The organism is Roseococcus sp., from assembly GCF_965227005.1.
Classification (GTDB): domain Bacteria; phylum Pseudomonadota; class Alphaproteobacteria; order Acetobacterales; family Acetobacteraceae; genus Roseococcus.
The window spans coordinates 22,810-48,887 of sequence record NZ_CBDDFJ010000024.1 but is presented as its reverse complement, the minus strand read 5'-3'; the positions used below and the strand labels follow the sequence as shown (position 1 = coordinate 48,887).

23 protein-coding genes are annotated in these 26,078 nt (G+C 69.3%); 13 read left to right on the top strand and 10 right to left on the bottom strand.

Annotated elements, in window-relative coordinates; genetic code table 11:
- Window positions 1–5 precede the first annotated feature (5 nt).
- Window positions 6–2,075: an ATP-binding protein gene (locus ACO057_RS13595; protein WP_421992578.1), complete on the bottom strand. Its 2,070-nt coding sequence runs from the start codon at window positions 2,073–2,075 to the stop codon at window positions 6–8.
- Window positions 2,076–2,260: 185 nt separating this feature from the next.
- Between ACO057_RS13595 and ACO057_RS13590 the strand changes: the two genes are divergently transcribed.
- Entirely contained in the window at window positions 2,261–3,511 is a 1,251-nt protein-coding gene (locus ACO057_RS13590) for an aminopeptidase (protein WP_421992576.1), read from the top strand.
- A gap of 97 nt (window positions 3,512–3,608) precedes the next feature.
- Window positions 3,609–4,736 carry a dicarboxylate/amino acid:cation symporter gene (locus ACO057_RS13585; protein WP_421992574.1) on the top strand — a complete coding sequence of 376 codons (1,128 nt, stop codon included), beginning with the start codon at window positions 3,609–3,611 and terminating at the stop codon, window positions 4,734–4,736.
- 71 nt (window positions 4,737–4,807) lie between these two features.
- On the opposite strand, the gene ACO057_RS13580 is transcribed toward ACO057_RS13585, so the two are convergent.
- The 5 genes from ACO057_RS13580 to ACO057_RS13560 are packed head-to-tail and all read right to left on the bottom strand — an operon-like array spanning window position 4,808 to window position 9,095.
- Window positions 4,808–5,632, bottom strand: coding sequence for a CmcJ/NvfI family oxidoreductase (locus ACO057_RS13580; RefSeq protein WP_421992572.1), 825 nt, complete (start codon window positions 5,630–5,632; stop codon window positions 4,808–4,810).
- Window positions 5,625–6,743, bottom strand: coding sequence for an LLM class flavin-dependent oxidoreductase (locus tag ACO057_RS13575; RefSeq protein WP_421992570.1), 1,119 nt, complete (start codon window positions 6,741–6,743; stop codon window positions 5,625–5,627). The genes ACO057_RS13580 and ACO057_RS13575 overlap by 8 nt, the downstream gene beginning before the upstream one ends.
- A gap of 11 nt (window positions 6,744–6,754) precedes the next feature.
- Window positions 6,755–7,714 carry a Bug family tripartite tricarboxylate transporter substrate binding protein gene (locus ACO057_RS13570; RefSeq protein WP_421992568.1) on the bottom strand — a complete coding sequence of 320 codons (960 nt, stop codon included), beginning with the start codon at window positions 7,712–7,714 and terminating at the stop codon, window positions 6,755–6,757.
- Window positions 7,711–8,886, bottom strand: coding sequence for an acyl-CoA dehydrogenase family protein (locus ACO057_RS13565; RefSeq protein ID WP_421992566.1), 1,176 nt, complete (start codon window positions 8,884–8,886; stop codon window positions 7,711–7,713). Before ACO057_RS13565 ends, ACO057_RS13570 begins: the two co-directional genes overlap by 4 nt.
- Entirely contained in the window at window positions 8,883–9,095 is a 213-nt protein-coding gene (locus ACO057_RS13560; protein WP_421992564.1) for a hypothetical protein, read from the bottom strand. Before ACO057_RS13560 ends, ACO057_RS13565 begins: the two co-directional genes overlap by 4 nt.
- Window positions 9,096–9,688: 593 nt before the next feature.
- Between ACO057_RS13560 and ACO057_RS13555 the strand changes: the two genes are divergently transcribed.
- From ACO057_RS13555 to htpG, 4 genes are all read left to right on the top strand, one after another.
- Window positions 9,689–10,675, top strand: a complete 987-nt coding sequence (locus tag ACO057_RS13555) for a Bug family tripartite tricarboxylate transporter substrate binding protein (protein WP_421992562.1) — start codon at window positions 9,689–9,691, stop codon at window positions 10,673–10,675.
- A 48-nt stretch (window positions 10,676–10,723) separates the two neighbouring features.
- Window positions 10,724–12,082, top strand: coding sequence for a GTPase HflX (hflX, locus tag ACO057_RS13550; protein WP_421992560.1), 1,359 nt, complete (start codon window positions 10,724–10,726; stop codon window positions 12,080–12,082).
- An 87-nt stretch (window positions 12,083–12,169) separates the two neighbouring features.
- Window positions 12,170–13,327 (top strand): alpha-hydroxy acid oxidase, encoded by a 1,158-nt coding sequence (locus ACO057_RS13545; protein WP_421992558.1) that lies wholly within the window; start codon window positions 12,170–12,172, stop codon window positions 13,325–13,327.
- A 61-nt stretch (window positions 13,328–13,388) separates the two neighbouring features.
- Entirely contained in the window at window positions 13,389–15,221 is a 1,833-nt protein-coding gene (gene htpG, locus ACO057_RS13540) for a molecular chaperone HtpG (RefSeq protein WP_421992556.1), read from the top strand.
- A gap of 154 nt (window positions 15,222–15,375) precedes the next feature.
- Here the strand turns inward: htpG and ACO057_RS13535 are convergent, their stop codons facing one another.
- Window positions 15,376–15,906 (bottom strand): DUF5943 domain-containing protein, encoded by a 531-nt coding sequence (locus ACO057_RS13535; protein WP_421992554.1) that lies wholly within the window; start codon window positions 15,904–15,906, stop codon window positions 15,376–15,378.
- Between the two features lie 102 nt (window positions 15,907–16,008).
- On the opposite strand from ACO057_RS13535, the gene ACO057_RS13530 reads away from it, so the two are divergent.
- The 4 genes from ACO057_RS13530 to ACO057_RS13515 all read left to right on the top strand — a co-directional run bounded on the left by ACO057_RS13530 (window position 16,009) and on the right by ACO057_RS13515 (window position 19,032).
- On the top strand, window positions 16,009–16,281 hold the full coding sequence (locus tag ACO057_RS13530) for a hypothetical protein (RefSeq protein ID WP_421992552.1): 273 nt from the start codon (window positions 16,009–16,011) through the stop codon (window positions 16,279–16,281).
- Window positions 16,278–16,757, top strand: a complete 480-nt coding sequence (locus ACO057_RS13525; protein WP_421992550.1) for a cupin — start codon at window positions 16,278–16,280, stop codon at window positions 16,755–16,757. The genes ACO057_RS13530 and ACO057_RS13525 overlap by 4 nt, the downstream gene beginning before the upstream one ends.
- Before the next feature lie 42 nt (window positions 16,758–16,799).
- On the top strand, window positions 16,800–17,552 hold the full coding sequence (locus ACO057_RS13520) for an alpha/beta fold hydrolase (RefSeq protein WP_421992548.1): 753 nt from the start codon (window positions 16,800–16,802) through the stop codon (window positions 17,550–17,552).
- A gap of 61 nt (window positions 17,553–17,613) precedes the next feature.
- Window positions 17,614–19,032 carry an amidase gene (locus ACO057_RS13515; RefSeq protein WP_421992546.1) on the top strand — a complete coding sequence of 473 codons (1,419 nt, stop codon included), beginning with the start codon at window positions 17,614–17,616 and terminating at the stop codon, window positions 19,030–19,032.
- Window positions 19,033–19,036: 4 nt separating this feature from the next.
- On the opposite strand, the gene ACO057_RS13510 is transcribed toward ACO057_RS13515, so the two are convergent.
- Window positions 19,037–19,309, bottom strand: a complete 273-nt coding sequence (locus ACO057_RS13510; RefSeq protein WP_421992544.1) for a hypothetical protein — start codon at window positions 19,307–19,309, stop codon at window positions 19,037–19,039.
- A gap of 233 nt (window positions 19,310–19,542) precedes the next feature.
- Between ACO057_RS13510 and ACO057_RS13505 the strand changes: the two genes are divergently transcribed.
- From ACO057_RS13505 to ACO057_RS13495, 3 genes are all read left to right on the top strand, one after another.
- Window positions 19,543–19,974 (top strand): VOC family protein, encoded by a 432-nt coding sequence (locus ACO057_RS13505; protein ID WP_421992542.1) that lies wholly within the window; start codon window positions 19,543–19,545, stop codon window positions 19,972–19,974.
- A gap of 169 nt (window positions 19,975–20,143) precedes the next feature.
- Window positions 20,144–21,727 carry an ABC transporter substrate-binding protein gene (locus ACO057_RS13500; RefSeq protein ID WP_421992540.1) on the top strand — a complete coding sequence of 528 codons (1,584 nt, stop codon included), beginning with the start codon at window positions 20,144–20,146 and terminating at the stop codon, window positions 21,725–21,727.
- A 32-nt stretch (window positions 21,728–21,759) separates the two neighbouring features.
- Window positions 21,760–23,361, top strand: coding sequence for a M20/M25/M40 family metallo-hydrolase (locus tag ACO057_RS13495; RefSeq protein ID WP_421992538.1), 1,602 nt, complete (start codon window positions 21,760–21,762; stop codon window positions 23,359–23,361).
- 51 nt (window positions 23,362–23,412) lie between these two features.
- On the opposite strand, the gene ACO057_RS13490 is transcribed toward ACO057_RS13495, so the two are convergent.
- Together ACO057_RS13490 and ACO057_RS13485 are read right to left on the bottom strand one after the other, a co-directional pair.
- A complete protein-coding gene (locus ACO057_RS13490) occupies window positions 23,413–24,390 on the bottom strand; it encodes a Bug family tripartite tricarboxylate transporter substrate binding protein (RefSeq protein WP_421992536.1) in 978 nt (325 codons plus the stop codon).
- Entirely contained in the window at window positions 24,387–25,967 is a 1,581-nt protein-coding gene (locus tag ACO057_RS13485) for an ABC transporter substrate-binding protein (RefSeq protein WP_421992534.1), read from the bottom strand. The genes ACO057_RS13490 and ACO057_RS13485 overlap by 4 nt, the downstream gene beginning before the upstream one ends.
- Window positions 25,968–26,078: the final 111 nt, after the last annotated feature.

The window sequence follows — 26,078 nt, the reverse complement described above, 5'->3', positions numbered from 1 at the left end:
GCGGCTCAGTCCGCGACCATGCCCCGGATGCGGTTGGCCAGGAGGTTCATGTCGAAGGGCTTGGTGACGACCTGCATGCCCGCTTCGAGAGGGCCCTGGCTGAGAAAGGCCTTCTCGGCATAGCCCGTCACGAAGAGGATCTTCAGGCCGGGCCGCAGCTCGCGTGCCGCATCCGCGAGCTGGCGCCCGCTCATGCCCTTGGGCAGCCCCACATCGGTCATGAGCAGGTCGATCGGCGTCTCCGTCCGGAGCGCCTTCATCGCCTGCGGCCCATCGCCCGCCTCGATGGCCGTGAAGCCCAGATCCCCGACCACCTCGACCATCAGCATGCGCACGAGCGGCTCGTCATCGACGACGAGGACGGTTTTCTTCGCCGCCCTCGGCCGAGCCGGCTCCGGAACGTCGGTGGGCTCGCCTTGCGCCTCCGCTAAGTGCCGCGGCAGGTAGATGCAGACGGTCGAGCCCTTCCCGACCTCCGAATGGATCCGCACCTGCCCGCCGGACTGGCGCGCGAAGCCATAGATCATCGACAGGCCGAGGCCCGTGCCCACGCCGACGGGCTTGGTCGTGAAGAAGGGATCGAAGGCCTTGGCCATCACCTCGCGCGTCATGCCCGTGCCGCTGTCCGAGACGCACAACGAGACATATTCCCCGGGCGGCAGGTCGCGCTCCCGCGCGCCGCGGTCGTCGAAGACGCGGTTGCCCGTCGCGATCGTGATCCGCCCGCCTTCGGGCATGGCGTCGCGCGCATTCAGGCACAGGTTCAGCAGCGCGTTCTCGAGCTGGTTCGGATCGACCAGCGTCGGCCAGGGCGCATCCATCGTCACCGCCTCGACAGTGACCTGCGCCCCCACGGTCCGCTGGACCAGATCCTCCATGCCGGCCACGAGACGGTTCACGTCCGTGGGCCTGGGGTCGAGCGTCTGGCGGCGGGAGAAGGCCAGCAGGCGGTGCGTCAGCGCCGCCGCGCGGCGGGCCGCGGCCCGCGCACCGGTCATGTAGCGATCGACCTCGCCAAAGCGCCCTTCCCTGATGCGCTGCTCCATCATGTCGAGCGATCCGGAGATGCCCGCCAGGAGGTTGTTGAAGTCATGGGCCAGGCCGCCGGTCAGCTGGCCGACCGCCTCCATCTTCTGCGACTGGCGCAGGGATTCCTCGGCGGCCATGAGCTCCGCCGTCTTGTCCGCCACGCGCTGCTCCAGCGTCTCGTTGAGCCGGCGCAGCATCTCGGTGACGTGCGCGCGTTCCGCCTCCAGCGCGCGGCGCTCCTCGATGTCGATCAGCACGCCGGGGAAGCTGAGCGGTGTGCCGTCGGGCGCGTGGTTCACCTGGCCATTGGCTTCGAGCCAGTGGAACTTCCCGTCCGCGCGCCTTGTCCGGTATTGGTGCGCGTAGTCTCCACCCCGGGCGATGGCCTCCTGGATCGCGGCCGAAAGCCCCGCGCGATCCTCGGGGTGAACCGTCTCGACCACCTGCGCCAGGCTCAGGCCCTCGCGGCCCAGGGCGGGGTCCAGGCCGAAGGCGCGGGCGAAGGCCTCGTCGACCGTCAAGCGGTCACTGGGCAAGTCCCAGAACCAGGTGCCGATGATGGCGCCGGCCGCGAGCGCGAGCTGGACGCGCTGGATGTTCTCGCGCGCGACGGCCTCGCTGGCGCGCAACGCGGCCTCCGCCGCCTTGCGGGCCGTGATGTCGCGGAACAGCACCGACACCTGGCGCAATCCTGGCGGCTCGACCCGGGAGGCGGAGACCTCGATGTGGCGCCCCGTTTCGACGAATTCGCGCTCGAAGCGGATCGCCTCGCCGGTGTGCAGAACCGCGCCATAGAGCTCGACCCAGTCCCGCGCCGTGGCCGGCGCGATGTCGTAGACGGACTTGCCGACGATGCCCGCGATGCCGGTGTGGCGCTCGTAGCCCGTATTGGCCTCCACATGGATGTAGTCGCCCAGGGGGCCGTACGGACCGTCCACGAATTCGATCACGCAGAAGCCGTCATCGATCGCTTCGAACAAGGCATGGTAGCGCGCCTCGCTGCGGGCCAGGGCATCGGGGCTGGATACCGGGCGTTCGTGGATCACATGCCAAAACTCTTCGTGGAGGGCGAAGCGCGATAGGGGCAACGATGTTGCCACCTCGATCTTTGCCCGAAAGCGCCATGCGGTGAAACCTTCTTGCGCGGCCCCGAACGGCGCCGCGGCGGCTGGCTGCCGGAAGGGCGAGGGTCTAACCTCCGGCGACAGCTGCATCGCGGAGAACGCCGCCCATGAACCAGATCGCCCCCACCTCGCACACGCAGGATTCCCTTGCCCGCCTGGCCGATGTCGCCATCCGGGTGGGGCTCAATCTGAAGGCCGGCCAGGAGGTGCTGATGACCGCCTCCATCGAGGCGCTGCCGCTCGTGCGCCTCATCACCGATGCGGCCTATAAGGCCGGCGCCAGCCTCGTCACCACCTTCTTCTCCGACGACCAGCAGGCCCTGTCGCGCTTCCGCCATGCCGCGCCCGAGAGCTTCGACACCGCCCCGGGCTGGATGTTCGACGGCATGGCCGAGGCCTTCCGCCGCGGCGCCGCGCGCCTCGCCATCGTGGGCGACGATCCCAGCCTGCTCGCCGGCCAGGATCCCGCGCTGGTGGCCCGCGCCAACCGCGCCCGCGCCCAGGCCTATCGCCCCGCGCTGGAGCTCATCACCACCTCCGCCATCAATTGGAGCCTGGTGCCCTATGCCTCCCCGGCCTGGGCGCGCGCGATGTTCCCCGAGCTGCCCGAGGCCGAGGCCGTGGCGAAGCTCTGGGCCGCGATCTTCGCCGCCACGCGCGTGGACCGGCCCGATCCCGTCGCCGCCTGGGCCGAGCACAACGCCGTGCTCATGAAGCGCCGTAACCGGCTCACCGCGCGCAACTACGCGGCCCTGCGCTTCCGCGGCCCGGAGACGGACCTCACGGTGGGCCTGGCGGACGGTCATGCCTGGATGGGCGGGCAATCCACCGCGCTGAACGGCGTGACGGGCAATCCGAACATCCCCACCGAGGAGGTCTTCACCACGCCGCACGCCCTGCGCACCCAGGGCCATGTCGTGGCGACCAAGCCGCTGGCCTATCAGGGCACGCTCATCCGCGACATCCGCGTGCGCTTCGAGGATGGCGTGATCGTCGAGGCCTCGGCCAGCACCGGGCAGGAGGTTCTGGAGCGCATGATCGGCAGCGACGAGGGCGCGCGGCGGCTGGGCGAGGTGGCGCTGGTGCCGGCCTCCTCGCCGATCTCGCAGAGCGGGCTGCTCTTCCTCAACACGCTCTTCGACGAGAACGCCGCGAGCCATATCGCTCTCGGCCAGGCCTATTCGAAGTGCTTCGTGGACGGCGACACCATCACGCCCGCCGACTTCACCACGCGCGGCGGCAACAGCAGCCTGATCCACGTGGACTGGATGATCGGCTCGGCCGAGATCGACGTGGACGGGATCGACGCGGGGGGGGCGGCCGAACCGGTCATGCGCAAGGGCGAATGGGCCGAGTAAACCTGCCCGGCGGGCGATCGCTCGGGTTGTAGAATTATATCGCTTTCGCAGCGATCTGTATGACAGGATATGTATTCCTGTCATACAGAGGCCATCGATGCGCCATCGGTCCCTGACCACCTACATCATCATCGCCATGGTGCTGGGAATCGCGGTCGGCCATATGTGCCACGAATTGTGGCCCGACCCGCAGATCGCGCGCTCCATCGCCGATTACATCTCTCTCTTCACCGACATCTTCCTTCGGCTGATCAAGATGATCATCGCGCCGCTGGTCTTCTCGACCCTGGTGGTGGGCGTGGCGCATATGGGCGATGTGAAGGCAGTGGGGCGGATCGGCGGCAAGGCCATGCTCTGGTTCGTCAGCGCCTCGCTCGTGTCGCTGGTTCTCGGCCTGGTCCTGGTGAACCTGCTGCAGCCCGGCGCGAACCTGAACCTGCCGATCCCCGAGATCGGGACGGCCACGAATATCCGCGCTTCCTCGCTCTCCCTGAAGGACTTCGTCACGCATCTCGTGCCCAGCTCGATCTTCGACGCGATGGCGCGGAACGAGATCCTGCAGATCGTGGTCTTCTCGCTGCTCTTTGGCGTCGGCGTCGCCTCGCTCGGCGAGAGGGCGCATACGCTGGTGCGGGGGATCGAGGAGCTCTCGCACGTCATCCTCAAGATCACCGGCTATATCATGGGGCTGGCGCCGCTCGCGGTCTTCGCCTCGATGGCCGCGATCATCACGACCCAGGGCCTGGGCATCCTCGTCACCTACGGCAAGTTCGTGGCCCAGTTCTACCTCGGCCTGGTGCTGCTGTGGTGCATGCTCACCGCCGTGGGCTTTCTCTTCTTCGGCAAGCGCGTCTTCGAGCTGGTGTCGCTGGTGCGCCAGCCCTTCCTCCTGGCCTTCAGCACGGCCAGCAGCGAGGCCGCCTATCCGCGCCTCATGGAGCAGCTCGCGCGCTTCGGCGTCAGCCCCAAGGTCATCTCCTTCGTGCTGCCGCTGGGCTACTCCTTCAACCTCGACGGCTCGATGATGTACTGCACCTTCGCGACCGTCTTCATCGCCCAGGCCTATAACATCGACCTCTCGTTCGGCACGCAGATCACCATGCTTCTGCTGCTGATGCTGACCAGCAAGGGGATGGCCGGCGTGCCGCGCGCCTCGCTGGTGGTGATCTCGGCGACATCTACGACCGCTGGTTCAACCGCCGCCTGCCGACGGGCGAGCGGTTGAACATCCCGATGAGCCCGCAGCTCACCGAGATCTTCCGGATGCTCGGCGCGCCCGACTGAAGGCGGCTTCTCTCAGTCCCAGAAGACCAGCGTCCGCACCTCGATGCTCTCGCGCGGCGGCGCATCGGGCGGCGAGGACGGATCGTCGAAGGCCGCGTGGAAGGACAGCCGCGCGCGCCCGTCGGTCGCGGAATCATAACCCTTGATCAGCAGCGCCTCATGCGGAAGCTGATGCGGGAAATAGACCCAGGCGTGGCGCGGATTGTGGCGCACGCTGAAGGTCTCGCCGATGCGATCCGCATAGACGAGCGAGGTCGGCACCAGGTCCTCCTCGGCGATGCTGGGCCATTCGGCCAGGGCCAGCGGGCTCTCCTGCACGGGCTTGATGGGCCGCCAGAGGTTCACGATCGCGAAGCGTCCGGCGAGCAGCCGATCTGCCTCTTCGGGCAGCACGTCGCGCACGCGCTGCGGCGCGGCGGCGTAGCTGTAGTCGTTGTGCACGCGCTTGGCGGGCTCCCGCAGGCTGGCATCGCCGGCGGCGCGGGCGGCGTTGCGGATGTTGTGGTCGAAGACCACCACGCGCGACGCGCCCAGATGCGCGCGCAGGATCGCCTCCACCTCGGGGAAGTAGTCGCGCCGCAGCGCCGCCTCGTCATAGAGATCCGCGACCCGGCTCGGCGCGTCGATCAGCGCGAAGCCGTGCCGGTCGAGCGTGAACTCGTGCTGGCGCAGGCGTCCGTTCTCGACCAGGACGTCATGCGCCTCCACCTCGATGGTATTGGCCGGCACGCCCTCGGGCGGGGCGGTGATGTAGCGCGTGGGATGGTCGATACCCGCGCGCAGATAATTGAGCGGCGCCGTCTGCAGCAAAGCCGGGCTGATGTAACCGTCAGGCATGTTCGGGCTCCTTCGTGCGATCGGCCACGCGATCGAGGGCCGCGACCGCGCGGCGTGTGGCGGGCAGCAGGGTGCGGCCGTAATCCAAGGCGTCCTCCAGCGGATCGAAGCCGCGGATGAGGAAGGTCGAGACGCCGAGCGCGGCGTAGTCGGCCAGCGATTCCGCCACCTGCTCGGGCGTGCCGACGAGGGCGGTGGTGTTGGCGCCCGCGCCGACAGCGGCGGCCACCTCGGTCCAGAGGCGCTTGTCGCGCACGGGGCCGGCGGCAGCGGCCTCCAGCAGGCGCGCGCTGCCGATGCTCTCCGGCTTGGGGCTGCCCTTGCCGAACCTGTTGCCGCGCAGCTCGCGGATGCGCTCGAGGATTCGTCCCGCGCGGGCCCAGGCGGCGTCCTCCGTCCCGGCGAGGACCGGCCGCACCGAGAGGCTGAAGCGGATCGAGGCCGGATCGCGCCCGGCCTTCGCCGCGCTGGCGCGGACGCGGAAGATGGTGTCGCGCGCCTGGTCCAGCGTCTCGCCCCAGAAGGCATAGGTGTCGGCGTGGCGGCCGGCGGTCTCGATCGCGACGTCCGAGGAACCGCCGAAGAAGACCGGGATATGCGGCTTCTGCAGCGGCTTGATCTCCGAGAAGGCGCGCTCGAAGCGGTAATAGACGCCCTCATGGTCGAAGGGCTGCTCGCTGGTCCAGACACGGCGCAGCAGGCCGACATACTCGTCCGAGCGCGCATAGCGCTGCGCGTGGTCGAGGAAGTCGCCGTCCTGCTTCTGCTCGGCGGGATTGCCGCCGGTGATGATGTGGATGGCGGCGCGGCCCTGGCTCAGATGATCGAAGGTCGCGAATTGCCGCGCGGCCAGCGTGGGCGCGATGAAGCCCGGCCGGTGCGCCACCATGAAGCCGATGCGCGTCGTGTTCGCCGCCGCATGACCGGCCACGAGCAGCGCGTCCGGGCTGGTGGAATGCCAGGCCACGAGGATGCGGTCGAAGCCGGCCTGCTCATGCGCCTGGGCGAAGCGCGCGACATAGCCGGGATCGAGGATCGGCCCGCTCGGCGGATGGATCTCCGAGGAGGCCCGGTGCGAGATCATGCCGATGAACTGGAGGGGATGGGTCATGGCGGTCTCCTTCACGCGATGTTGAGGCGGCGCAGCGCCTGGCCGGTGGAGGCGTGGTCCCGATGCAGTCGCGCGCCGAATTCCTCGGGCGAGAGCTTCTCGGGGATGAGGCCGAAGCGGCGGAGCGCGGCCTGCACCTCGGGCTCGTCGAGGCCGGCGTTGAACTCCTGGTTGAGCCGGGCGACGATCTCCACCGGCGTGCGTGCCGGGGCGAAGAGGCCGAACCAGCCGCCCGAGGGCCAGTCCCGCCCGAGGCCGAGCTCGGTGATGTTCGGTACCTCCGGGAAGGCATCCCAGCGGCCATTGCCCAGGGACGCGACCGCGCGGGCGCGCCCGGCCTGCACATGCGGCGCGACGATGGGATCGATCATGATATGCACATCCCCGGCCGCGAGCGCATTGGCCGCCGGCGCGGAGCCCGGGAAGGGCACATGCACCGCCTCGAAGCCGCCCGCATCGGCGAGCAGCGCGCCGCGCAGATGCCCCGCCGACCCGATGCCCGCCGAGCCGTAGTTCAGCACGCCACGGTTGCGCCGCCCGTAGTCGATCAGCTCGGCTAAATTGCGGACCGGCAGGGCCGGGTTCACCGCGATGACGCTGAAGGCCTCGCCGGCCATGCCGATCGGGGCGAAGTCGCGCAGCGGGTCGTAGCCGACATTGTTGAGGTGCGGCGCGATGGTCAGGTTGCCGGCGGAGGCGTTGAGCAGCGTCAGCCCGTCCGGCCGGCTCTCGGCCACGAGCCGCGCGCCCACGGCGCCGCCCGCACCCGCGCGGTTCTCCACCACCACGCTCACGCCCAGTCGCTGGCCGAGCGCGCGCGACATGACGCGCGAGACATTGTCGTTCGTCGCACCTGGCGGGAAGGGCGAGATGTAGCGGATGGGCCGGCTGAAGGCCGTCTCGGCGCGGGCCCCATGGGCGATGATGGCCGGGGCGGCGAGCATCCCCGAGAGAATGAGCCGGCGGTTCATGGGACGTCTCCGGCGGTCAGCGCGGCGCGCCCCGCGGACAGATGGGCGGATTCCTCGGTGGGGACGTGGACGCGGGCGCATTGGACGTCGCGCCAATGGCGCTCCAGCGGATTGGCGCGATCGAGCGCATGGTTGCCGGCCAGCGCGACCGAGAGCTCGACCGCCTTGATGGCGTGGCCGGCGAGCAGCGCCTTCACCGCGCCGGTCTCCGACGCCGGGGGGATGCGTCCCGCCTCCACATCGGCGGCGAGCGAGGCGGAGATGCGCCGGGCGGCGATGAGCTGCGCCTCGATCGCGCCCACCGCCTGCTGCACCGTCGCCAGCGAGGCGAGCGGCTGGGCCATGCCCGAGGGGCGGCGGTGGCGCAGGAAGTTCACCACCCAGTCCCGCGCGGCCTGGGCGACGCCGGCATAGACGGCGCCGATCAGCAGCGCGTTCCAGGTGGCATAGGTCGCGTCATTGCCCACCCAGCTGCCGGCCGGAACAAGGCCGATCGCGTGGGATTCCGGCACGGCGACATCCGTCAGCAGCAGGTCGTGGCTGCCCGAGGCGCGCAGGCCGAGATGGTTCCAGGTCTCGCGCGTCTCCAGCCCCGGCGTGCCGGCGGTGACGAGGAAGCTGCCGATGCGCGGCTCGGCCTCGTCGGTACGGGCCAGAACCTCGATGAAGCGCAGCCCCGCCAGGCCCGTGACATAGCGCTTGTGGCCGGTGATGGCCCAACCGGTGTCGGTGCGGCGCGCGACCGTGGCGGGCAGGCCGCCGCGCGTGGGCGAGCCGAGCTCCGGCTCGACGCGCGCGGCGTTGAGCAGCGCGCCCTCGGTCACGGCGAGGCGGCCGACCCTTTCGCGCAAGGCCGCTGGCCAGATGGTGCTGCGGGCGAGCGCCGCCTGCTTGGCGAATTGCATGGCGAGGATGAGCGCCGTGGCCGGGCAGGCCTTGCCGACCTGGCGCACCGCCTCGGCGGCAAGGGTGATCCCTGCCCCGCCCCCGCCGAGCGCAGCCGGCACGGTAAGGGCGAGCACGCCAGCCTGGCGCAGCAGTTCCAGGCTTTCGAAGGGGAAGCTGGCGGCGAGATCGTCGCGCGCGCCGTGCTCGGCGAGGGCCTCGATCAGCGCGGGATCATCAGGGAAGCGCTGCGGCAACGGCGGCAGGAGAGCAAAAGCGCGGCTCATTTCCACGCTCCGCCCCAGCTGCTGGCGGGCGGGTGGTTGCGGCGGAGATAGCCGCGCGCGGCGCGTTCCACCTCGGACGAGCTCTCGAAATTGGCGCGTTCGAGCTCTTCGAGCCGCATGTCGATGGCGATCAGGAACCAGCCGGCATCGCCCTGGGCGGCGACGGCGATGAGGGCTCCATCCTCGATGATGGGATTGGACAGGCGCATGGGAATTCTCCGGGCTCGGGCTTGGGATGTCGGCAGGTGGCGCGGCTCTCAGCCGCGACAGGGCATTCGACAGCACGAGGGCGCCCCGGAGCGGGGACGGAGGGTGATGGACGGCCGTGGGATGCGAGCCATTCGAGGGTCCTCGGTGATCTGGTCCTGGCGCGCCGCAGGGAGGGCGACGGCCGATTCCTTCTCGTAAAATCGTAGTTTGCAGATTATACGTTCGATCCCGTGCATTTCAACGGCATATTTTGCGAAAATCCTTAATCCACGTCGTATTGCTTATTTTGTGTTTTATAACAGTCGATTAAGTAGTGTCTTATGAGGCAATCCCGGAAGCGAGCGGCCGCCCATCCGGACGGAAACCACGGAACTGCAGCCTGAACATCCAATCATTCAATAGTTATTGTGAATTTCCTATTGAACTAAATTATTAGGTTTTATAGGTTCGCGCCATGCCCACCCGCCGGGCGCCCTTGAACCGAGGTCCCGTGCCAATCCTCCTCCCCCCGCGCGCCGGATGCTGTCGAAGCCGCCACTGAACCGCGCCTCGCCCAAAAGCCCCGTCCCTCGCCTTTCCGGAGCCTTTCGCCATGACCACCTCGCGTCGCGACGCCCTTCGCCTCACCGCACTTCTGCCTTTCCTCCCCATCGCAGCCGCGGCCCAGGGCGGGAGCTGGCCCGACCGGCCAGTGAAGCTCGTCGTGCCGTGGCCTGCCGGCGGCCCGACCGACACCTATGGCCGTGCCCTGGCGCGCGAGCTCTCCGCGCAGTTCGGCCAGCCCTTCGTGGTGGACAACCGCACCGGCGCCACGGGCACGATCGGCATCCAGCACGTCGCCCGCAGCGCGCCCGACGGCTACACGCTGCTGGTGCCCAACCTCACCGCCTTCATCGGCAGCGTGGTGGCGCTGGGCGACGCGGTGCAGTTCGATCCGCTGCGCGACTTCACGCCCATCGGCATCTTCGTGGAATCCTCGAGCATCCTCTGGGCGCATCCGGGCCTGGGCGTGAGCAGCTTCGAGGCGCTGCTTGCCCGCGCGCGGAATTCGTCCAAGCCGCGCCTGGCCTTCGGCACCACCGGCAGCGGCTCGGTCTCCGAGCAGTCGGTGGAGCAGCTCGCGCGGCATTACAGGCTCGATCTGGTGAAGGTGCCCTATCGCGGCACGGCGCCGCAGGTGACGGACCTCATTGCCGGCCATGTACAGATCGGCAGCGCCGACTATCCCACCGCCGGCGTGCATTATCGCGACGGCAAGCTGCGCCCGCTGCTGGTCATCGGCCGCGCCCGCCTGCCCGAGCTGCCGGACGTGCCGTCTACGGCCGAGCTCGGCCTGACGGAGCCGGACTTCACCGTCTGGAACGGCTTCTTCGCCCCGGTTGGCACGCCCGCACCGATCGTGGAGCGCCTGACGGCCGGGCTTGCTCTGGCGGCGCGCAGCGAGGCCTTCCGGGCCATCACGGATGGCAACGGCAATCGCGCGGTGCTGCAGACCGGCGCGGAAGTCACGGCGCGGCTGGAGCGCGAGCTGGAATCGCGGCGCGCCTTCGCGCGGGAGATCGGGCCGGTGGAGGGGTGAGACGGGCGCGCATTCGAAGCCTGGCGGCGTCCATGCTAGATGATGGCCATGGATACCAAATCGCCGATCCCACGCGCCGTCCTCGTCGGCATCCAGACGCCCGACGTCTCCGATGTCGCCCATGAAGCCAGCCTCGAGGAACTGGGGCGGCTGGTGAAGACCCTGGGCTACGAGGTGGTCGGCACCGTGTCGCAGAAGCGCGAGGGCATCGGCGCGGCCTCGCTGCTGGGCAGCGGCAAGCTGGCCGAGCTCGCGGCGCTCACCGGCGGCACAGGCGTCGTCACCTCCATGGCGCCCACCGCCAAGTCCAAGGCCCGCCAGCGCTTTGAGGCCGAGGCGGCGGTCGAGAAGCCCGAAGCGGACGAGCCCGAGCCCGACGCGGCCCGCAAGCCGGATTTCGTGATCGTCGACCACGAGCTCTCGCCCAGCCAGCTCCGCAATCTGGAGCGCTCGACGGGCGCCGAGGTGCTGGACCGCACCGGCGTCATCGTCGAGATCTTCCACCGCCACGCCAATACGCGCGAAGCCAAGCTCCAGGTGGAGATGGCGCGGCTGAAATACGTGGCCCCGCGCATGCGCGAATCCACGACCGGCGGCGGGCGCCAGCAGGGCCCGGGCGCGGGCGAGAGCAGCCTCGCGCTCGACCGCCGCAAGGTCCGCGACCGGATCTCCGAGCTCAAGGAGCAGCTGGAGGCGGTGCAGCGCGACGGCGACAATCGCCGTTCCGCCCGGCGCGACCAGCTGCGCGTGGCGCTGGTCGGCTACACCAATGCCGGCAAGTCCTCGCTGATGCGCGCACTGACCGGCAGCCAGGTGCTGGTGGAGGACAAGCTCTTCGCCACGCTCGACACCACGGTGCGCATCCTGCAGCCGGAGACGCGGCCGCGCGTGCTCATCTCCGACACGGTCGGCTTCATCAAGCAATTGCCGCACGACCTGGTGGCCTCCTTCCGCTCCACCCTCGCGGAGGCGCTGGAGGCCTCGCTGCTGCTCTTCGTGGTCGATGCCTCGGACCCGACCTATGAGGCGCAGCTGGAGGTCAGCCGCACCGCCCTGCGCGAGATCGGCGCGGATGCGGTGCCCTCGCGCCTCGTGCTGAACAAGCTCGACCGCGTGGATGCGGCGGGGCGCGCCGCGCTGCTGGAAAAGCACCCGGACGCGATCCTGCTCTCGGCCCATGCGCCCGCCGATGTGAGCGCGCTGCGCGACATCCTCATCGCCTTCTTCGAGGAAGCCATGGTCGAGGACACGCTGGTGCTGCCCTATGCCAAGCAGGGCCTGATCGGCGAGGTCTATGAGAGCGCGCGGGTGCTGTCGGAGGATTACGACGAGACCGGCCGCGTGCTGAAGGTGCGCGGCCTGCCCGGCGCGATCGCGCGCTTGCAGCGCAGCCTCGCGGCCGGCTGATCCGGGCCTGGATTGCCGCCGGTGGACCGATGACGTTTCATGTCCGGGCACCGCGCCCTAGAACTTGCGGGCCGCCCGGAGGACACCATGAATCTGAACACCGCCGTGAACGCGGAGGACATGCGCGTCCTCGCCAGGGCCGCTTTGCCCCGGATCGCCTTCGACTTCATCGATGGCGGCGTGGCGGATGAGGAAGGCCTGGCCGAGAACCGCGCCGCCTTCCGGCGCCACCGGCTGGTGCCGCGCTATCTCGTGGATGTGAGCCGGCGGGACCAGACCCTGGAGATCTTCGGCCAGCGCTATGCCAGCCCCATCGGGATCTCGCCCATGGGCATCGCCGGCTTCTTCCGGCCCGGCGCCGACCTGATGCTCGCCAAGGCGGCGGCCGAGGCCGGGACGCCCTATATCATGTCCAGCGCCAGCTGCGATTCCATCGAGAGCGCCATGGCCGTGGCGCCGGACACGACCTGGTTCCAGATCTACGGCACCAAGGATCCCGCCATCGTGGAGGACCTCGTGCGGCGCGCCACTGCGCTGAAGGTGAAGGTCCTGGCACTGACCATCGACACGCCGGTTATCGCCGGGCGCGAGCGCAATATCCGCAACGGCTTCACCCGGCCGATGAAGCTGACGCCCGGCATCGTCCTGCAGGGATTGATGCGGCCGCGCTGGACGCTGGGCTACCTCCGTGGCGGCGGCGTGCCGACGATGCAGAACTGGCTCCCCTATAGCGAGGGGAAGGACGCGAACTCCGTCGCCGACCTCTATGGCTCGCAGACGCCCGCGCCCGGCCAGACCTGGGAGGTGCTGCATCTAGTGCGCCGGTTGTGGAAGGGCCCGCTGCTGGTGAAGGGCGTGCTGCACCCCGAGGACGCGCTGATCTGCGCGCGCGCCGGGGCGGATGGCATCATCATCTCGAACCATGGCGGCCGCCAGCTCGACACGGCGCCGGCGCCGCTCGATGTCCTCGGCGAGATCAGGGCCAGCGTCGGCGACGGGATGGAGCTGATCGTGGATGGCGGCATTCGCCGGGGCAGCGATGTGGTCGTGTCGCTCTGCCTGGGCGCGCGGATGTGCACCTTCGGCCGGCCCGCCATGTACGCCGTTGCCGCCGCCGGCCAGGCGGGTGCGGCGAAGCTGCTGCGCCTGATGCGCGGCGAGATCGACGCGACCCTGGCCCAGATCGGCTGCACGTCCCTGGCAGAGCTTGGCTCCCACCGGCTCCGACCGGCGGCGGGCGGTTGAAACATTCGCCTCACCCCCGCATATCGCCCGCGGTTGTGATCTATCCCAAAGGGAGAATTTGATGAGCGAAACCGTGGAACGGCATGAATTCGGCGCTGAAGTCGGGCGCCTGCTGGATCTGGTCGTGCATGCGCTCTACTCCGAGCGCGAGATCTTCCTGCGCGAGCTGGTCGCCAATGCCGCGGACGCCGTGGACCGCCGCCGCTTCGAATCCCTGACCGACCATGCGCTGAGCCTGCCCGAGGAGGCCAAGCTCCGCATCGTGCCGGACAAGGAGGCGCGCACGCTCACCATCACCGATCCCGGCTCGGGCATGACCAAGGCCGAGCTGTCGCAGCACCTGGGCACCATCGCGCGCTCCGGCACGGCCGCCTTCGCCAAGTCCCTGGCCGACACCCCCGCCGGCGACAAGCCCAGCCTCATCGGCCAGTTCGGCGTGGGCTTCTATTCCGCCTTCATGGTCGCCGACCGCGTCGAGGTCACCTCGCGCCGCGCCGGCACGGACGAGGCCTGGTGCTGGGCCTCCGAGGGCAAGGGCGACTACACGCTCTCGCCCGCCACGCGCGAGGAGGCCGGGACGGACATCGTCCTGCACATGAAGTCCGACGCGGAAGAGTTCCTGGAGCCCTACCGGCTGCAGACCATCATCCGCAAATGGGCGGACCACATCGCCATCCCCATCACGGTGGCACGCGACGGCAATGACGAGCCGGCGAACGAGGGCACGGCGCTCTGGCGCAAGCCGAAATCCGAGGTGACGGAGGAGCAGTACGCGGACTTCTACCGCCACGTCGCCCATGCCTTCGACACGCCCTGGTCCACGCTGCACTGGCGCGCCGAGGGCTCGATGGAGTTCTCCGCGCTGCTCTTCGTGCCGGGGATGAAGCCCTTCCAGGCCGTGGAGGGCGACCGCGAGAGCCGCGTGCGCCTGCATGTCCGCCGCATGTTCATCACCGACCAGGCCGGGCTGCTGCCGCCCTGGCTGCGCTTCGTCCAGGGCGTGGTGGACACCGAGGACCTGCCACTGAACGTCTCGCGCGAGATGCTGCAATCCACGCCCGTGCTGGCACGCATCCGCAAGGCCGTGACCAACCGCGTGCTGTCCGAGCTGAAGGCCCAGGCCAAGGACGCCGCGAAATATGAGGCCTTCTGGGACAATTTCGGCGCCGTGCTGAAGGAGGGCGTCTGGGAGGATGCCGAGCACCGCAAGGACGTCGCCGCCCTGCTGCGCTTCCGCTCCTCGGCCGTCGAGGGCTGGACCTCGCTGTCCGAATATGTGGCGCGCATGAAGGAAGGACAGGAGGCGATCTACATCCTGCTTGGCGACGAGGCTGGCGCGCTGGCGAAGTCTCCGCAGCTGGAGGGCTTCCGCGCCAAGGGCGTGGAGGTGCTGCTGCTCTCCGACGGTATCGACTCCTTCTGGCCCGAGCGGCTCGGCAGCTTCGAGGACAAGCCGATCCGCAGCATCACCCAGGGCACGGTGGATCTCTCGAAGGTGGCCGGCGGCGAGGCGCAGGCCGAGGCGGCGGATGTCGCGCTGCTGCTGCCGCTGCTGAAGGATGCGCTGAAGGAGGAGGTCTCCGAGGTGCGCGCCACGGATCGTCTCGTGGACAGCGCCGTCGTGCTGACCGCGCCCGAGCATGGGCCGGACCTCCAGATGCAGCGCATGCTGCGCCGCGCCGGACGTGGCACGGAAGGCGGTCTGCCGGTGCTGGAGATCAATCCGCGCCATCCGCTGATCCGCAAGCTCGCGGAGAGCGCGTCCAGCGACACCGCGCTCTTCGAGAAGGCGGGGCTGCTGCTGGATCTGGCGCGGGTGCAGGACGGCGATGTGCCGCGCGATCCGGCCGGCTTCGCGCGCCAGGTGGCCGCGGCCCTGGCCGGCAATTCCTGAAGAAAGCGGCGGGGCGGGAACCTCGTGTTTCCGCCCTTCCGAAAGCGTGGCTAGAGCATCACCCGATCAGACGGAATCGTCTGATCGGGTGAAGATGATCGAAAAAACAAAGTGCTAGAGACTTCGAAGTGAGCCTTTGCGAACGAAGAAGGCTCTAGACGGCCTCGCAGCGCAGTTCGAAGCGGCATTCCGGATGTCCATCCGCCGCGCAGGCCACCTCCCGGCAGACCGGCTCGCCCGGCCTGCCGGCCTTCTCCAGCACGTAGCGCATCCCGCCCGCGAAGCTGCCCTCGAAGACGTAGCAGACCGGCCGGCCCGTCTTGGGCCCATAGCCCAGCGCGAAGGCCGAGTGCCGCACCGTCACCGCGCCGGTCCCGGCCGCCTCGTCCAGCGCGGTGATCTCCAGTTGGCCGTAGCCGCGCTGCGAGAGGCGCTTGAGATAGTGCCGGAAGGTCTCGACCGGGGAGAGGCCATGTGTCGTCGCCTCGGCACGGCACCATTGCAGCGCGGAGAGATCGCTCGATCCATAGAGGATCTGGCGATAGGCTTCGGCGCCAATGGCGTTCTCGATGCCCTTCTGCATGTTCACCAGGAAGTGGCGCGGCAGATAGAGCATGGGCAGGCCATCGGTGGTCCAGATGCCGCTTTGGGGATCGACCTCGATGGGAACCTCAGGCTGGGCCATGCACGCTCTCCGGCAAAGATGTTCGGCGCCGATGCTGGGCCGGGCGCCCGTGGTCCCGCAAGGGGCCGATCCGGGTTAGAATGGACCGATGGAGGACCGAGGATGGAACCCCAATCCCTGAGGAATCTCGAAGGCCCCGACGGGCTCGCCCCGCCGCTCGCCGCGCTGTGGTGGGATGCGCGCGGCGACTGGGAGCGCGCGCATGAGGCGGCGCAATCCCTCGACACGACGGAGAACGCCTGGGTGCACGCCTATCTGCACCGCAAGGAGGGCGACCTGGCCAATGCGGATTACTGGTATCGCCGCGCCGGCCGGCAACGGCCTTCGGTCTCGCTCGACGCCGAATGGGCGGAGATCGCGGCGGCCCTCGCATGACGCCGCAGCCCCTGCATTTCGCGCCCAGCGGATGGGTGCCGAACAACCCGCATTTGCCGGCGCTGATCTATCGCGCCGCGGTGGAGGCCTCGGCCCCGGCGATGGAGGCGCTCTTCGCGCGCAACGGCTGGCCGCCGCAATGGCGCGACGGCGTCTTCGACTACCACCACTATCACGCCAAGGGGCATGAGGTGCTCGGCTTCGCGGCTGGCGAGGCGCTGCTGCAGCTCGGCGGACCGGATGGCGTGAAGGTGGAGGTGCGCGCGGGAGACGTCGTGCTGCTGCCCGCCGGCACCGGCCATCGCAACCTGCGCTCCAGCCCGGATTTCCTGGTGGTCGGCGCCTATCCGCCGGGCCAGGAGGGCGACATCCAGCGACAGGCGCCGACGCCCCGGATGCTGGAGCGGATCGCCGCCCTGCCCTTTCCCGACAGCGATCCCGTGCTGGGGCCGCCGGGCCTCTGGCGCACCGGCTGATCCCCCCGCACTCTGCCCGACATCGACGACAGGGAGGACAGCATGCCCATACTCAAGCGGCCGGACGGCGCGATCCACTATGAGGTCCATGGCGCGGGCTTCCCCGTGCTGCTCTTCGCCCCCGGCGGGCTGCGCTCGCGCATGGAGATGTGGTCCGCCGCCGCGGCAGGGCCGCCGCGCCCCTGGGTCGACTGGACGCGCGCCTTGCCCGCCGCCGGCTTCACCGCCATCGCCATGGACCAGCGCAATGCCGGCCGGTCCGTGGCGGCGATCGAGGCCGATCACGGCTGGCACAACTATGCCGCCGACCACCTCGCGCTGATGGACCATCTCGGCTTCGAGGCCTTCCATGTGCTGGGCGGCTGCATCGGCGGGAGCTTCTGCCTGAAGGCGATCGAGACGGCGCCGGGGCGCGTCGTCTCCGCCGTGCTGCAGAACCCCATCGGGCTCAATCCGGAGCATCCGGAATATTTCCCCGAGAGCCATGCCGAATGGGGCGCCGAGCAGCGCGCCGCGCGGCCTGAAATCACCGAGGAGGCACTGGCCGGCTTCGGGCGCAACATGTGGTCGCGCGACTTCGTCTTCTGCGTGGACCGGGAATTCGCGCGCAACTGCCCGGTGCCCACCTTGCTGCTGCCCGGGACCGACATCCCCCACCCCGCCGCGACCAGCTCGGAGCTCGCCGGGCTCCTGCCCGGCGTGGAGGTGCTGGGCAACTGGCGCGGCCCCGATCATCTCGCCGCGCAGGAGCGGGGCGTCGTGCAGTTCCTGCGCAAGCACACGCCGACCGGCTGAATCGCGCAACAAGGGCCCTTCCTCGGACGGCGAGGCCGGGACAGGATCACTCCTTATCAGGATGTCGATGGAGGGCGCCCGCATCATGCCGAATTATTCGCCGAAGGAATTCCGCGCGCTGACCTGGCATGACGCCACGCCAGCCTTCGCCACGGGCACGGACTCCCCGCGCGCCTATCTGGAGCGCTGCCTGGAGACCATCGCCGCGCGCGAGCCCGTCGTGCAGGCCTGGGTCGTGAGGAACGAGGCCGGCGCGCGCGAGGCCGCCGATGCCAGCACGGCGCGCTGGAAGGCCGGCCAGCCGCTCTCGCCGATCGACGGCATGCCCCTCGGCGTCAAGGACCTGCTCGAGACCAGGGACATGCCGACGCAGATGGGCTGCAAGGCCTATGAGGGGAACTTCCCCAGGCGCGACAACGCCGCCATCTGGGCGCTGCGCGGCGCGGGCGCGGTGGTGCTGGGCAAGACCGTGACGACGGAGCTCGGCGGCGTGCATCCGGGACCGACGACCAATCCCTTTGACAGCACGCGCACGCCCGGCGGCTCCTCCTCGGGCTCGGCGGCGGCGGTGGGCGCGCGGATGGTTCCGGCGACGATCGGCACGCAGGTCGCCGGCTCGATCATCCGGCCGGCGAGCTATTGCGGGAATTTCGCGCTGAAGCCGACGCAGGGCGCCATCAATCGCGGCGAGCGCCAGGCGACCAGCATGAGCACGCACGGGCCGCATGCCGGCAGCCTCGAGGACATGTGGCAGGTGGCGATCGAGATCGCCAGGCGCGCCGGCGGCGATCCGGGGCGCCTCGGATTGTTCGGTCCCTCCACGACGCCGCAGGCGCGCAAGCCGATGACCCTGGCGGTGATGGAGGCCGAGGGCTGGGCACTGATGGACGCGGCGAGCCAAGCCGCCTTCGAGACGCTAATCGAGCGTATCCGAGCGGCCGGCGTCACCGTCCTGCGGCGCGGCGACCACCCGATGATCGAGACCTTCGAGCGCGCCTTGCAGGGCGTGCAGGCGCTGACCGGCGCCATCACGGCCTGGGAGAATCACTGGGCCATCCGAAACCTGATCGCGACAGGCGGGCCCGATGGCGTGAGCCGGCGCGGCCAGAGTGTCGTGACGAATGCGGAGAAGTGGACGCCCGAGGATTATCGCGCGGCCCTGCTGCGGCGCGAGGAGCTGCGCGCGCATCACGCGGCGCTCGCGCCGGTGGTGGAGGCGCTGATCGCGCCGGCCTCGCCGGGCGTGGCACCGCCCTGGTCGCCGGACGTGCCGGGCGAGCCGCTGGCCCCGCGCCCGACCGGGGATGCCGTCTACAACACCCCGAGCTCGGCGCTCGGCGCGCCGGTGGTGACATCACCGATGACGGCCGTGGGCGGCATGCCCATGGGCATCCAGCTCGTCGGTCAGCCGCACACCGACGCGGCCATGACGGCGATCGCGCGGTGGATGGTCGGGACCATCGAGCCGGTGATCGCCTGATCGCCTACCAGCGGCGGTAATAGGGCCGCGGGTGGCCGTAATGGCGCGGCGGCGGGGGCGCGTAATAGCCATAGTGGCGCGGGCGCGGCGCGTAGTAGCGCGGCGGCGGCGGCGGGTAATACGGGCGGCGGTAATGGCCGCCGTAGTATTGCACGGTGGTGACGCCCGGGCCTTCGATGCCGCTTGCATTGAAGGGCGCGGCCGAGGCCTGTTGCGTGGCCGCGCCGGTCGAGAGAAGCCCGACGCCGAGCGCGGCGGCGATGAGAAGGTGACGCATGATTTCCTCCTTCAGGTGATCCATAGCCTCAACAAACCGCCTGGATGGGGCAAGGTCGCGGCCGGTCTGCCTTTTTCCTGGGGCAAAATGTAACGGACCGTAAGAAGGCCGACAGTTTCGTATGTCCGATCAATCGTTTATATGAAACCCGGGAGCGACATTCATTCTTTTCATCGCAGTTTGGAACCAAGCCCGATCTCGCCCAATGACGTCCCCACGAGAGGAAACAGACCATGGCTCAGATGATCTTCGTCAATCTCCCCGTCACCGACCTCGCACGCGCAACCCGCTTCTACGAAGCGGTCGGCTTCACCAGGAACGCGATGTTCAGCGATGACACGACCGCCAATTGCATGGTCCTGTCCGAGACCATCCACGTCATGCTGCTGACGCACGAGAAGTTCCGGCAGTTCACGCCCAGGCCCATTGCCGACGCGAAGAGCGTGAGCCAGGTGCTGCTCTGCCTCTCCGCCGAGAGCCGGGAGGCCGTGGACCGCGCCGTGACGGCGGCCGTCGCCGGCGCCGGCCGGGCCGATCCCAATCCGACTCAGGATCATGGCTTCATGTACGGCCGCAGCTATGAGGATCCCGATGGCCATATCTGGGAGATCATGTGGATGGACATGGCCGCCTTCCAGGAGGCCTCGGCGCAGCAGGCGGGCTGAACGCGCGGCCCTCGCCGGAGCAGCGCCGCCCAGGCGATGATCATCTCCGGCCAGTCGATTGAGCAGATTGATCGCGCGCGGCCCAATGATCGCGCCCCATCGGCTTGTCTGGCGTGAGGATACGCGCATTCTCCCGCAGGAATCACGCTACGGACGAGGAATCTCCCCCATGCAACGACGCAACCTGCTTGCGGCCACAGGCGCGGCCATCGCGGCCCCCTCCACCCTTCGCGCGCAATCCGCCACCACGCTGAAGTTCACGCCGCAGCAGGACCTGATCACGCTCGATCCCGTCACGACCACGGCCTATATCAGCCGCAACCATGGTTATATGGTCTTCGACACGCTCTACGGCATGGACGGCAATTTCGAGGCCGTGCCGCAGATGGTCGACGGCCACACCATCGAGAACGACGGCAAGCTGTGGAACCTCACGCTGCGCGACGGCCTCATGTGGCACAGTGGCGAGAAGGTGACGGCGCGCGACTGCGTGGCCAGCATCAGGCGATGGGCCCGGCGCGACCCCTTCGGCGAATCGCTGATGGCCGCGACCGACGAGCTCTCCGCGCCCGACGACAAGACCATCCGCTTTCGCCTGAAGCGCCCCTTCCCGATGCTGCCCATCGCGCTCGGCAAGGCTTCGGTGCCGGTCTGCGCCATGATGCCCGAGCACCTGGCCAATACCGACCCCTTCCGCCAGGTGACCGAGATGATCGGCAGCGGTCCCTTCCGCTTCAAGGCGGATGAGCGCGTGCCCGGCTCGCGCCTCGTCTATACGAAGTTCGAAGGCTATGTGCCGCGGCGGGACGGCAAGCGCGAATGGACCTCCGGCCCCAAGACCGTGCATTTCGACCGTGTCGAATGGACGGTGATGCCCGATAGCGGCACCGCCACCAACGCCCTGCTCGCCGGCGAGTCCGATTGGCAGGAATACGCCTATCACAGCCTGCTGCCGCTGATGCGCCGCAACCGCCGCGTGCGGGTGAGCGTGCTCGACAAGTCGGGCTTCGTGGGCATGCTGCGCGTCAACCACATCCAGCCGCCCTTCAACAATCCCGGCATCCGCCGGGCGCTGTGGAGCGCGATCGACCAGGTCGGCTGCATGCAGGCGCTGGTGGGCCCCGCCGAGACCAGCCTCTACCACACGCCCTGCGGCTTCTTCGGCCCCGGCACGCCCATGGCGTCCGAGGCCGGCCTCGATCCGTTGCGCGGCCCGCGCGACTTCGCCAAGGCGCGCGCCGAGCTCGCCGCCGCCGGCTATAACGGCGAGAAGGTTCTGCTGATGGTCGCCTCCACCTCCGAGCCGACCTCGCTCATGGGCGCGGTCGTCGCGGACATGTTCAAGCAGCTGGGCATGAACGTGGAGGTCTATCTCGTCGAGTTCAACGCGATGCTGCAGCGGCGCAACCGCCGTGGCCCCGTGGACGAGGGCGGCTGGAGCGCCTTCGTGTCCAACTGGGTCGGCACCGACTGGCTGAACCCGGCCGGCCATATCGCGCTGCGCGGCAATGGCGATGCGGGCTATGGCGGCTGGGCCACCATGCCCAAGATCGAGGAGATGCGCGACGCCTGGTTCCAGGCGCCCGACCTCGCCGCGCAGCAGGCCATCTGCCGCGACATCCAGGTCGAGGCGATGCGCGAGGTGCCCTATTACCCCCTCGGCCAGTATCTGATGCCCACCGCCTATCGGTCGGACATCCGCGACGTGAACGAGGGTTTCGCGACGTTCTGGAACGTCCGCCGCGGCGCCTGAGACCAGAAGCGCCAGTCCATGGGAAACAAGACATGAGCAACGACGCGGTGCGCCAGAGCGCACTCGACTACATCACGGCGAACGAAGCGCGGCTTTCCGCCTTCAATGAGAAGATCTGGTCCTATGCGGAGCCGGCCTGGCGCGAATATCGCTCGGCCCGCGATTATGTGGACCTGCTGCGCGCCGAGGGCTTCGAGGTGGAGGAAGGCTCCGGCGACATGCCGACCGCCTTCGCCGCGAAGTGGACGCAGGGCAGTGGCGGGCCGGTGCTCGCCAGCTTCTCCGAATACGACGCGGTGCCGGGCAACTCCCAGCAGGTGGTGCCCTACCAGGCCCCGCGCGAGGGGGTTCACCCCTATGCCGCAGGCCACACCGACCCGCATTCGATGCTGGGGACGGCCGCGCTGACGGCGATCCTCGGCGCCAAGGCGGCCATGCAGCAGCATGGCGTGGCCGGCACGCTGAAGCTCTTCGGCGAGCCGGCCGAGAAGGTCTGCGGATCCAAGCCCATCCACGCGGCGAAGGGCTATTTCGACGACATGGACGCCGCCGTCGTCTGGCATCCCTGGCCCTACAACACGGTCACGGGCGAGACGCATTTCGGTGCCTATTGGAGCGCGGTCATCACCTTCGAGGCGAGCTCGCCCGAGACCTGGATCGACCCGACCCTGGTGCCGATCGAGGGCGCGCATGCCCAGGCGCGCTGCCCCGGCGCGCTCGACGCGCTGTGCCTCATGTACACGACCACGAAATACACCAAGGAGGCGATGTTCCCCCACGCCGGCTCCTGGACGCTGAACGAATTCGTGCTCGGCGATGGGGGCGCGACCTCGGACAATCTCGCGCCGCGCTTCTCGCAGATCCAGTATTCCTGGCGCTCCTCCGCGCTTGGAATCCAGGAGCAGATCTGGCGCGTGCTGGCGAACAACGCCAGGCATGTGGCCGCGATGACGGGCTGCAAGGCCCATGTGCGCTGGGTGACCAAGACCCGCGTGGGCCTGCCCAACCAGGCGATGACGGATCTCACCTGGAAGAACCTCCAGGCCGTGGGCGCGCCGACCTATTCGGAGGAGGCCCTTCAGTTCGGCCGCGAGATCCAGAAGAACCTGGGCCTCGAGCCGATGGAGGATCCCTTCATCGACACGGTCACGCGCCTGATGCCGCCCGAGGAGAACGAGGCGCGGCTGCGCGGCGGCCTGCCCGCCTGGCAGAAGCACCTCAGCGCGGACGATTACGTCGAATACTCCTGGCATGCGCCGACGGTTCGGCTGCTCGCCGCGCGCCCGCGCATGCGGCCGCCGAGCAAGGGCTTCGCCTATCCCAACTGGGCCTATAACGCGCTGGGCGGCCTGCCCGCCGCAATCGATCCGGGCATGTTCGTGGCCGGCAAGACCATGGCGCTGACCCTGGTCGACCTCGCGACGCTGCCGGAGGCGCTGGGCGCGGCGCAGGCCGAGTTCAAGGATCGCACGGGCGGCGGCGTCGGCGGCAGCAAGTGGGTCGGTCCGCTCCTGCCGAAGGACTTCGTCCCGCCGGTCGATCTGTGGTGGCCGGAATATGTGTCCACGGCGCGCGGCGAGGAATGGTGCATTCCCACGCCGATCAGCGGCACGGGCGCCGGCGAGGAGCTCTGACACGCGGGGGCGACGCCCCCGCGAACCGCGCCAGGGCTCGACGCCCTGGCGCTACTCGATCTTCACCCCGGCGATCCGCACCACCTCGCGCCACCGCGTGACCTCGCTGGTGACGAAGGCGCCGTATTCCTCCGGCGACATGCCGCCCTCGGGCCGCAGGCCGAGCTGCTCGATCTGCGCCTGGACCTCCGGCCTGGCCGTCGCCTCCCGCAAGGCCGCGTTCAGCCGCGCCACGAGCGGCGGTGCCATTCCGGCCGGACCACACAACCCGAACCAGCCCGCCGCCACGAGATCGGGATAGCCGAGCTCCGCGAAGGTCGGCACGTCGGGCATGCCCGGGCTGCGCTCCCGCGAGGCCACGGCCAGCAGGCGCAGCGTCCCCGCGCGGATCAGCGCGGCGTGGGTGGAGAGGTTGTCCAGCATCGCGTCGATGTTGCGCGCGACGAGATCCGCCTGGGCCGGCGCGCTGCCGCGATAGGACACATGCGTCATCTCGATGCCCAGGCGACGATAGATCACCTCGCCGGTGAGATGGGCGAGGCTGCCGGTCCCGCCGGAGCCGAAGGTCATGGGCGCGCCCCTCGCCTTGGCCGCGGCGATGAACTCCGCGAGCGTGCGGTAGGGCGACTGCGCATTCACCATGAAGGCGATCGGGCCGCTCGCGACGAGCCCGATATGCGTGAAGTCCCGCAGCGGATCATAGGGCTGGTTGGGATAGAGCGCCGGCGCCACGCCATGCGCGGCCGAGGAGGTGAGAAGCAGCGTCTGGCCGTCGGGCGCGGCTTTGGCGACGAGGTCCGTGCCGATCTGCCCGCCCGCTCCCGTCCGGTTGTCCACCGGAAAGGGCTGGCCGAAGCTGCGCTCGAATTGCGCGCCGACGATGCGGGCCAGCAGGTCCACCCCGCCTCCCGCCGCGAAGGCCGCGACGAGCCGAACCGGGCGCGTGGGCCAGGTGGGTTGCGCCCGGGCGGCAAGGGGAACCGCCGCCGCGCCCAGCGTCAGAAGGCGACGTGTGAACGCTGCCCTCACCTAGCCTTCCCCACGCCCCAGAAGCAGGGGAAAGGCGACTTCGCGATGCCGGTCACGTTGCGCCTCCATGCCGTGTAGTTGAGGAAGAAGCCCGCCGGAATGAACATGACGCTCTCCATGGCCGCGCGGTTGGCCGCATCGACCGCGACGCGCTCGGCCGGCGCCGTCGTCGCGTCGAACCAGGCGTCGATCTGGGTCTGCACCGCGGCCGATCGGGCCCATCCATTGGTGAGGGTCTCTCCCGATCCGTCAAGCGACTTGTGACCCGCCGGGCTCGCGCATTCGGCGCCCGCGACCCAAGTGTGGCTGACATGCCAGCCGCCGCTATGGGCCGGCTGCTTGCTGGCCGTGCGCGTCGAATGGGCGCCCCAGTCCATGGCGAGCAGATCGACCTTCAGGCCCATCTGCTGCATCAGATCGGCCGTGATCTCGGCCTGGGCCTTCACGACCGGCATGTCATTCGCCGAGGGCAGCACCAGCGCCTCGCCGTTATAGCCGGATTCGGCGATCAGGCGCTTGGCGAGGTTCATGTCGCGCGGCCGCAGCAGCGGCTCGCTCCCGGCCTCGGTGTAGAGCGGCGCGCCGGGCGTGAAGAAGCTCGGCATCGGCTTCCACAGCGCCGGATCGCCGCCGACGACGGCGCCCATATAGTCCTCCTGCTTCACCGCCGCCTGGAAGGCGCGGCGCAGGCGGACATCGGTGAAGGGCGCGAAGGTCTGGTTGAAGCGCAGCACCGCGACGTTGCCGAGCGGATCGGCGATGTCGATGAGCACGTCGCGCGCCGCGCGCAGCGAGGCCGCGAGGTCGGGGATGGGCTGCTCCCACCAGTCGATCTCGCCACGGCGCAGCGCGGCCGCGGCGGTGCTGGCATCGGGCATCGTCACCCATTCGACTCGGTCCAGCAGCATGCGCTTGCCGCCGGCCATCCAGTCCGCGGGCTCGTCACGCGGGACATAGCCCTGGAAGCGCTCGAAGGCCGCGCTGGCGCCGGGCACCCACTCGTCGCGCCGGAAGACCATCGGGCCGGAGCCGACGTATTCCGTGATGTTGCGCGAGCGGTCGGTCCTGGCGATGCGCTCGGGCATGATGAAGAGCGTGTTCGTCGTCACCTTGCCGAAGGCCAGCAGCAGCTTGGGGAAAGGCCGGTTCAGCCGGAGCCGGAAGCGCCGGTCGTCCAGCACCTCGATCGCGGCGAGCACGGCGGCCAGGCGGCGGCCCATCACATCCGCGCCCATCCAGCGGTTGATGCTGGCCACGCAGTCGATCGCGCGCACGGGCTCATTGTCGTGGAACTTCAGGCCCTGCCGGAGGGTGAAGGTCCAGCTCTTGCCGTCGTCCTCGACGAGATGGCCCTCGCACATCTGCGGCCTGGGCTCGAAATCCGCGCCGACGCCATAGAGCGTGTCCCAGACCAGGAAGGCGCCATTCCGCACGACCTGGCGCGTGGTGATGATGGGGTCCATGCCCGAGAGGTCGGCCTGCGGCACGAAGCGCAGGGTTCGTGAGGCCTGGGCCTGGGCGAGCGAGGGGGCAGCGAGCAGCGCGGCGGCGCTACCCAGGATCTGACGACGATTCATATGGACGGTCCTTGACTGTACTGGACCGCGTTCCGGCGTTGCCGGATGTTTATAAGGATGCCAGCGCGTCGGCAAGCCGCGCACGCGCCGCATGTTCCCTTCGCATATGCC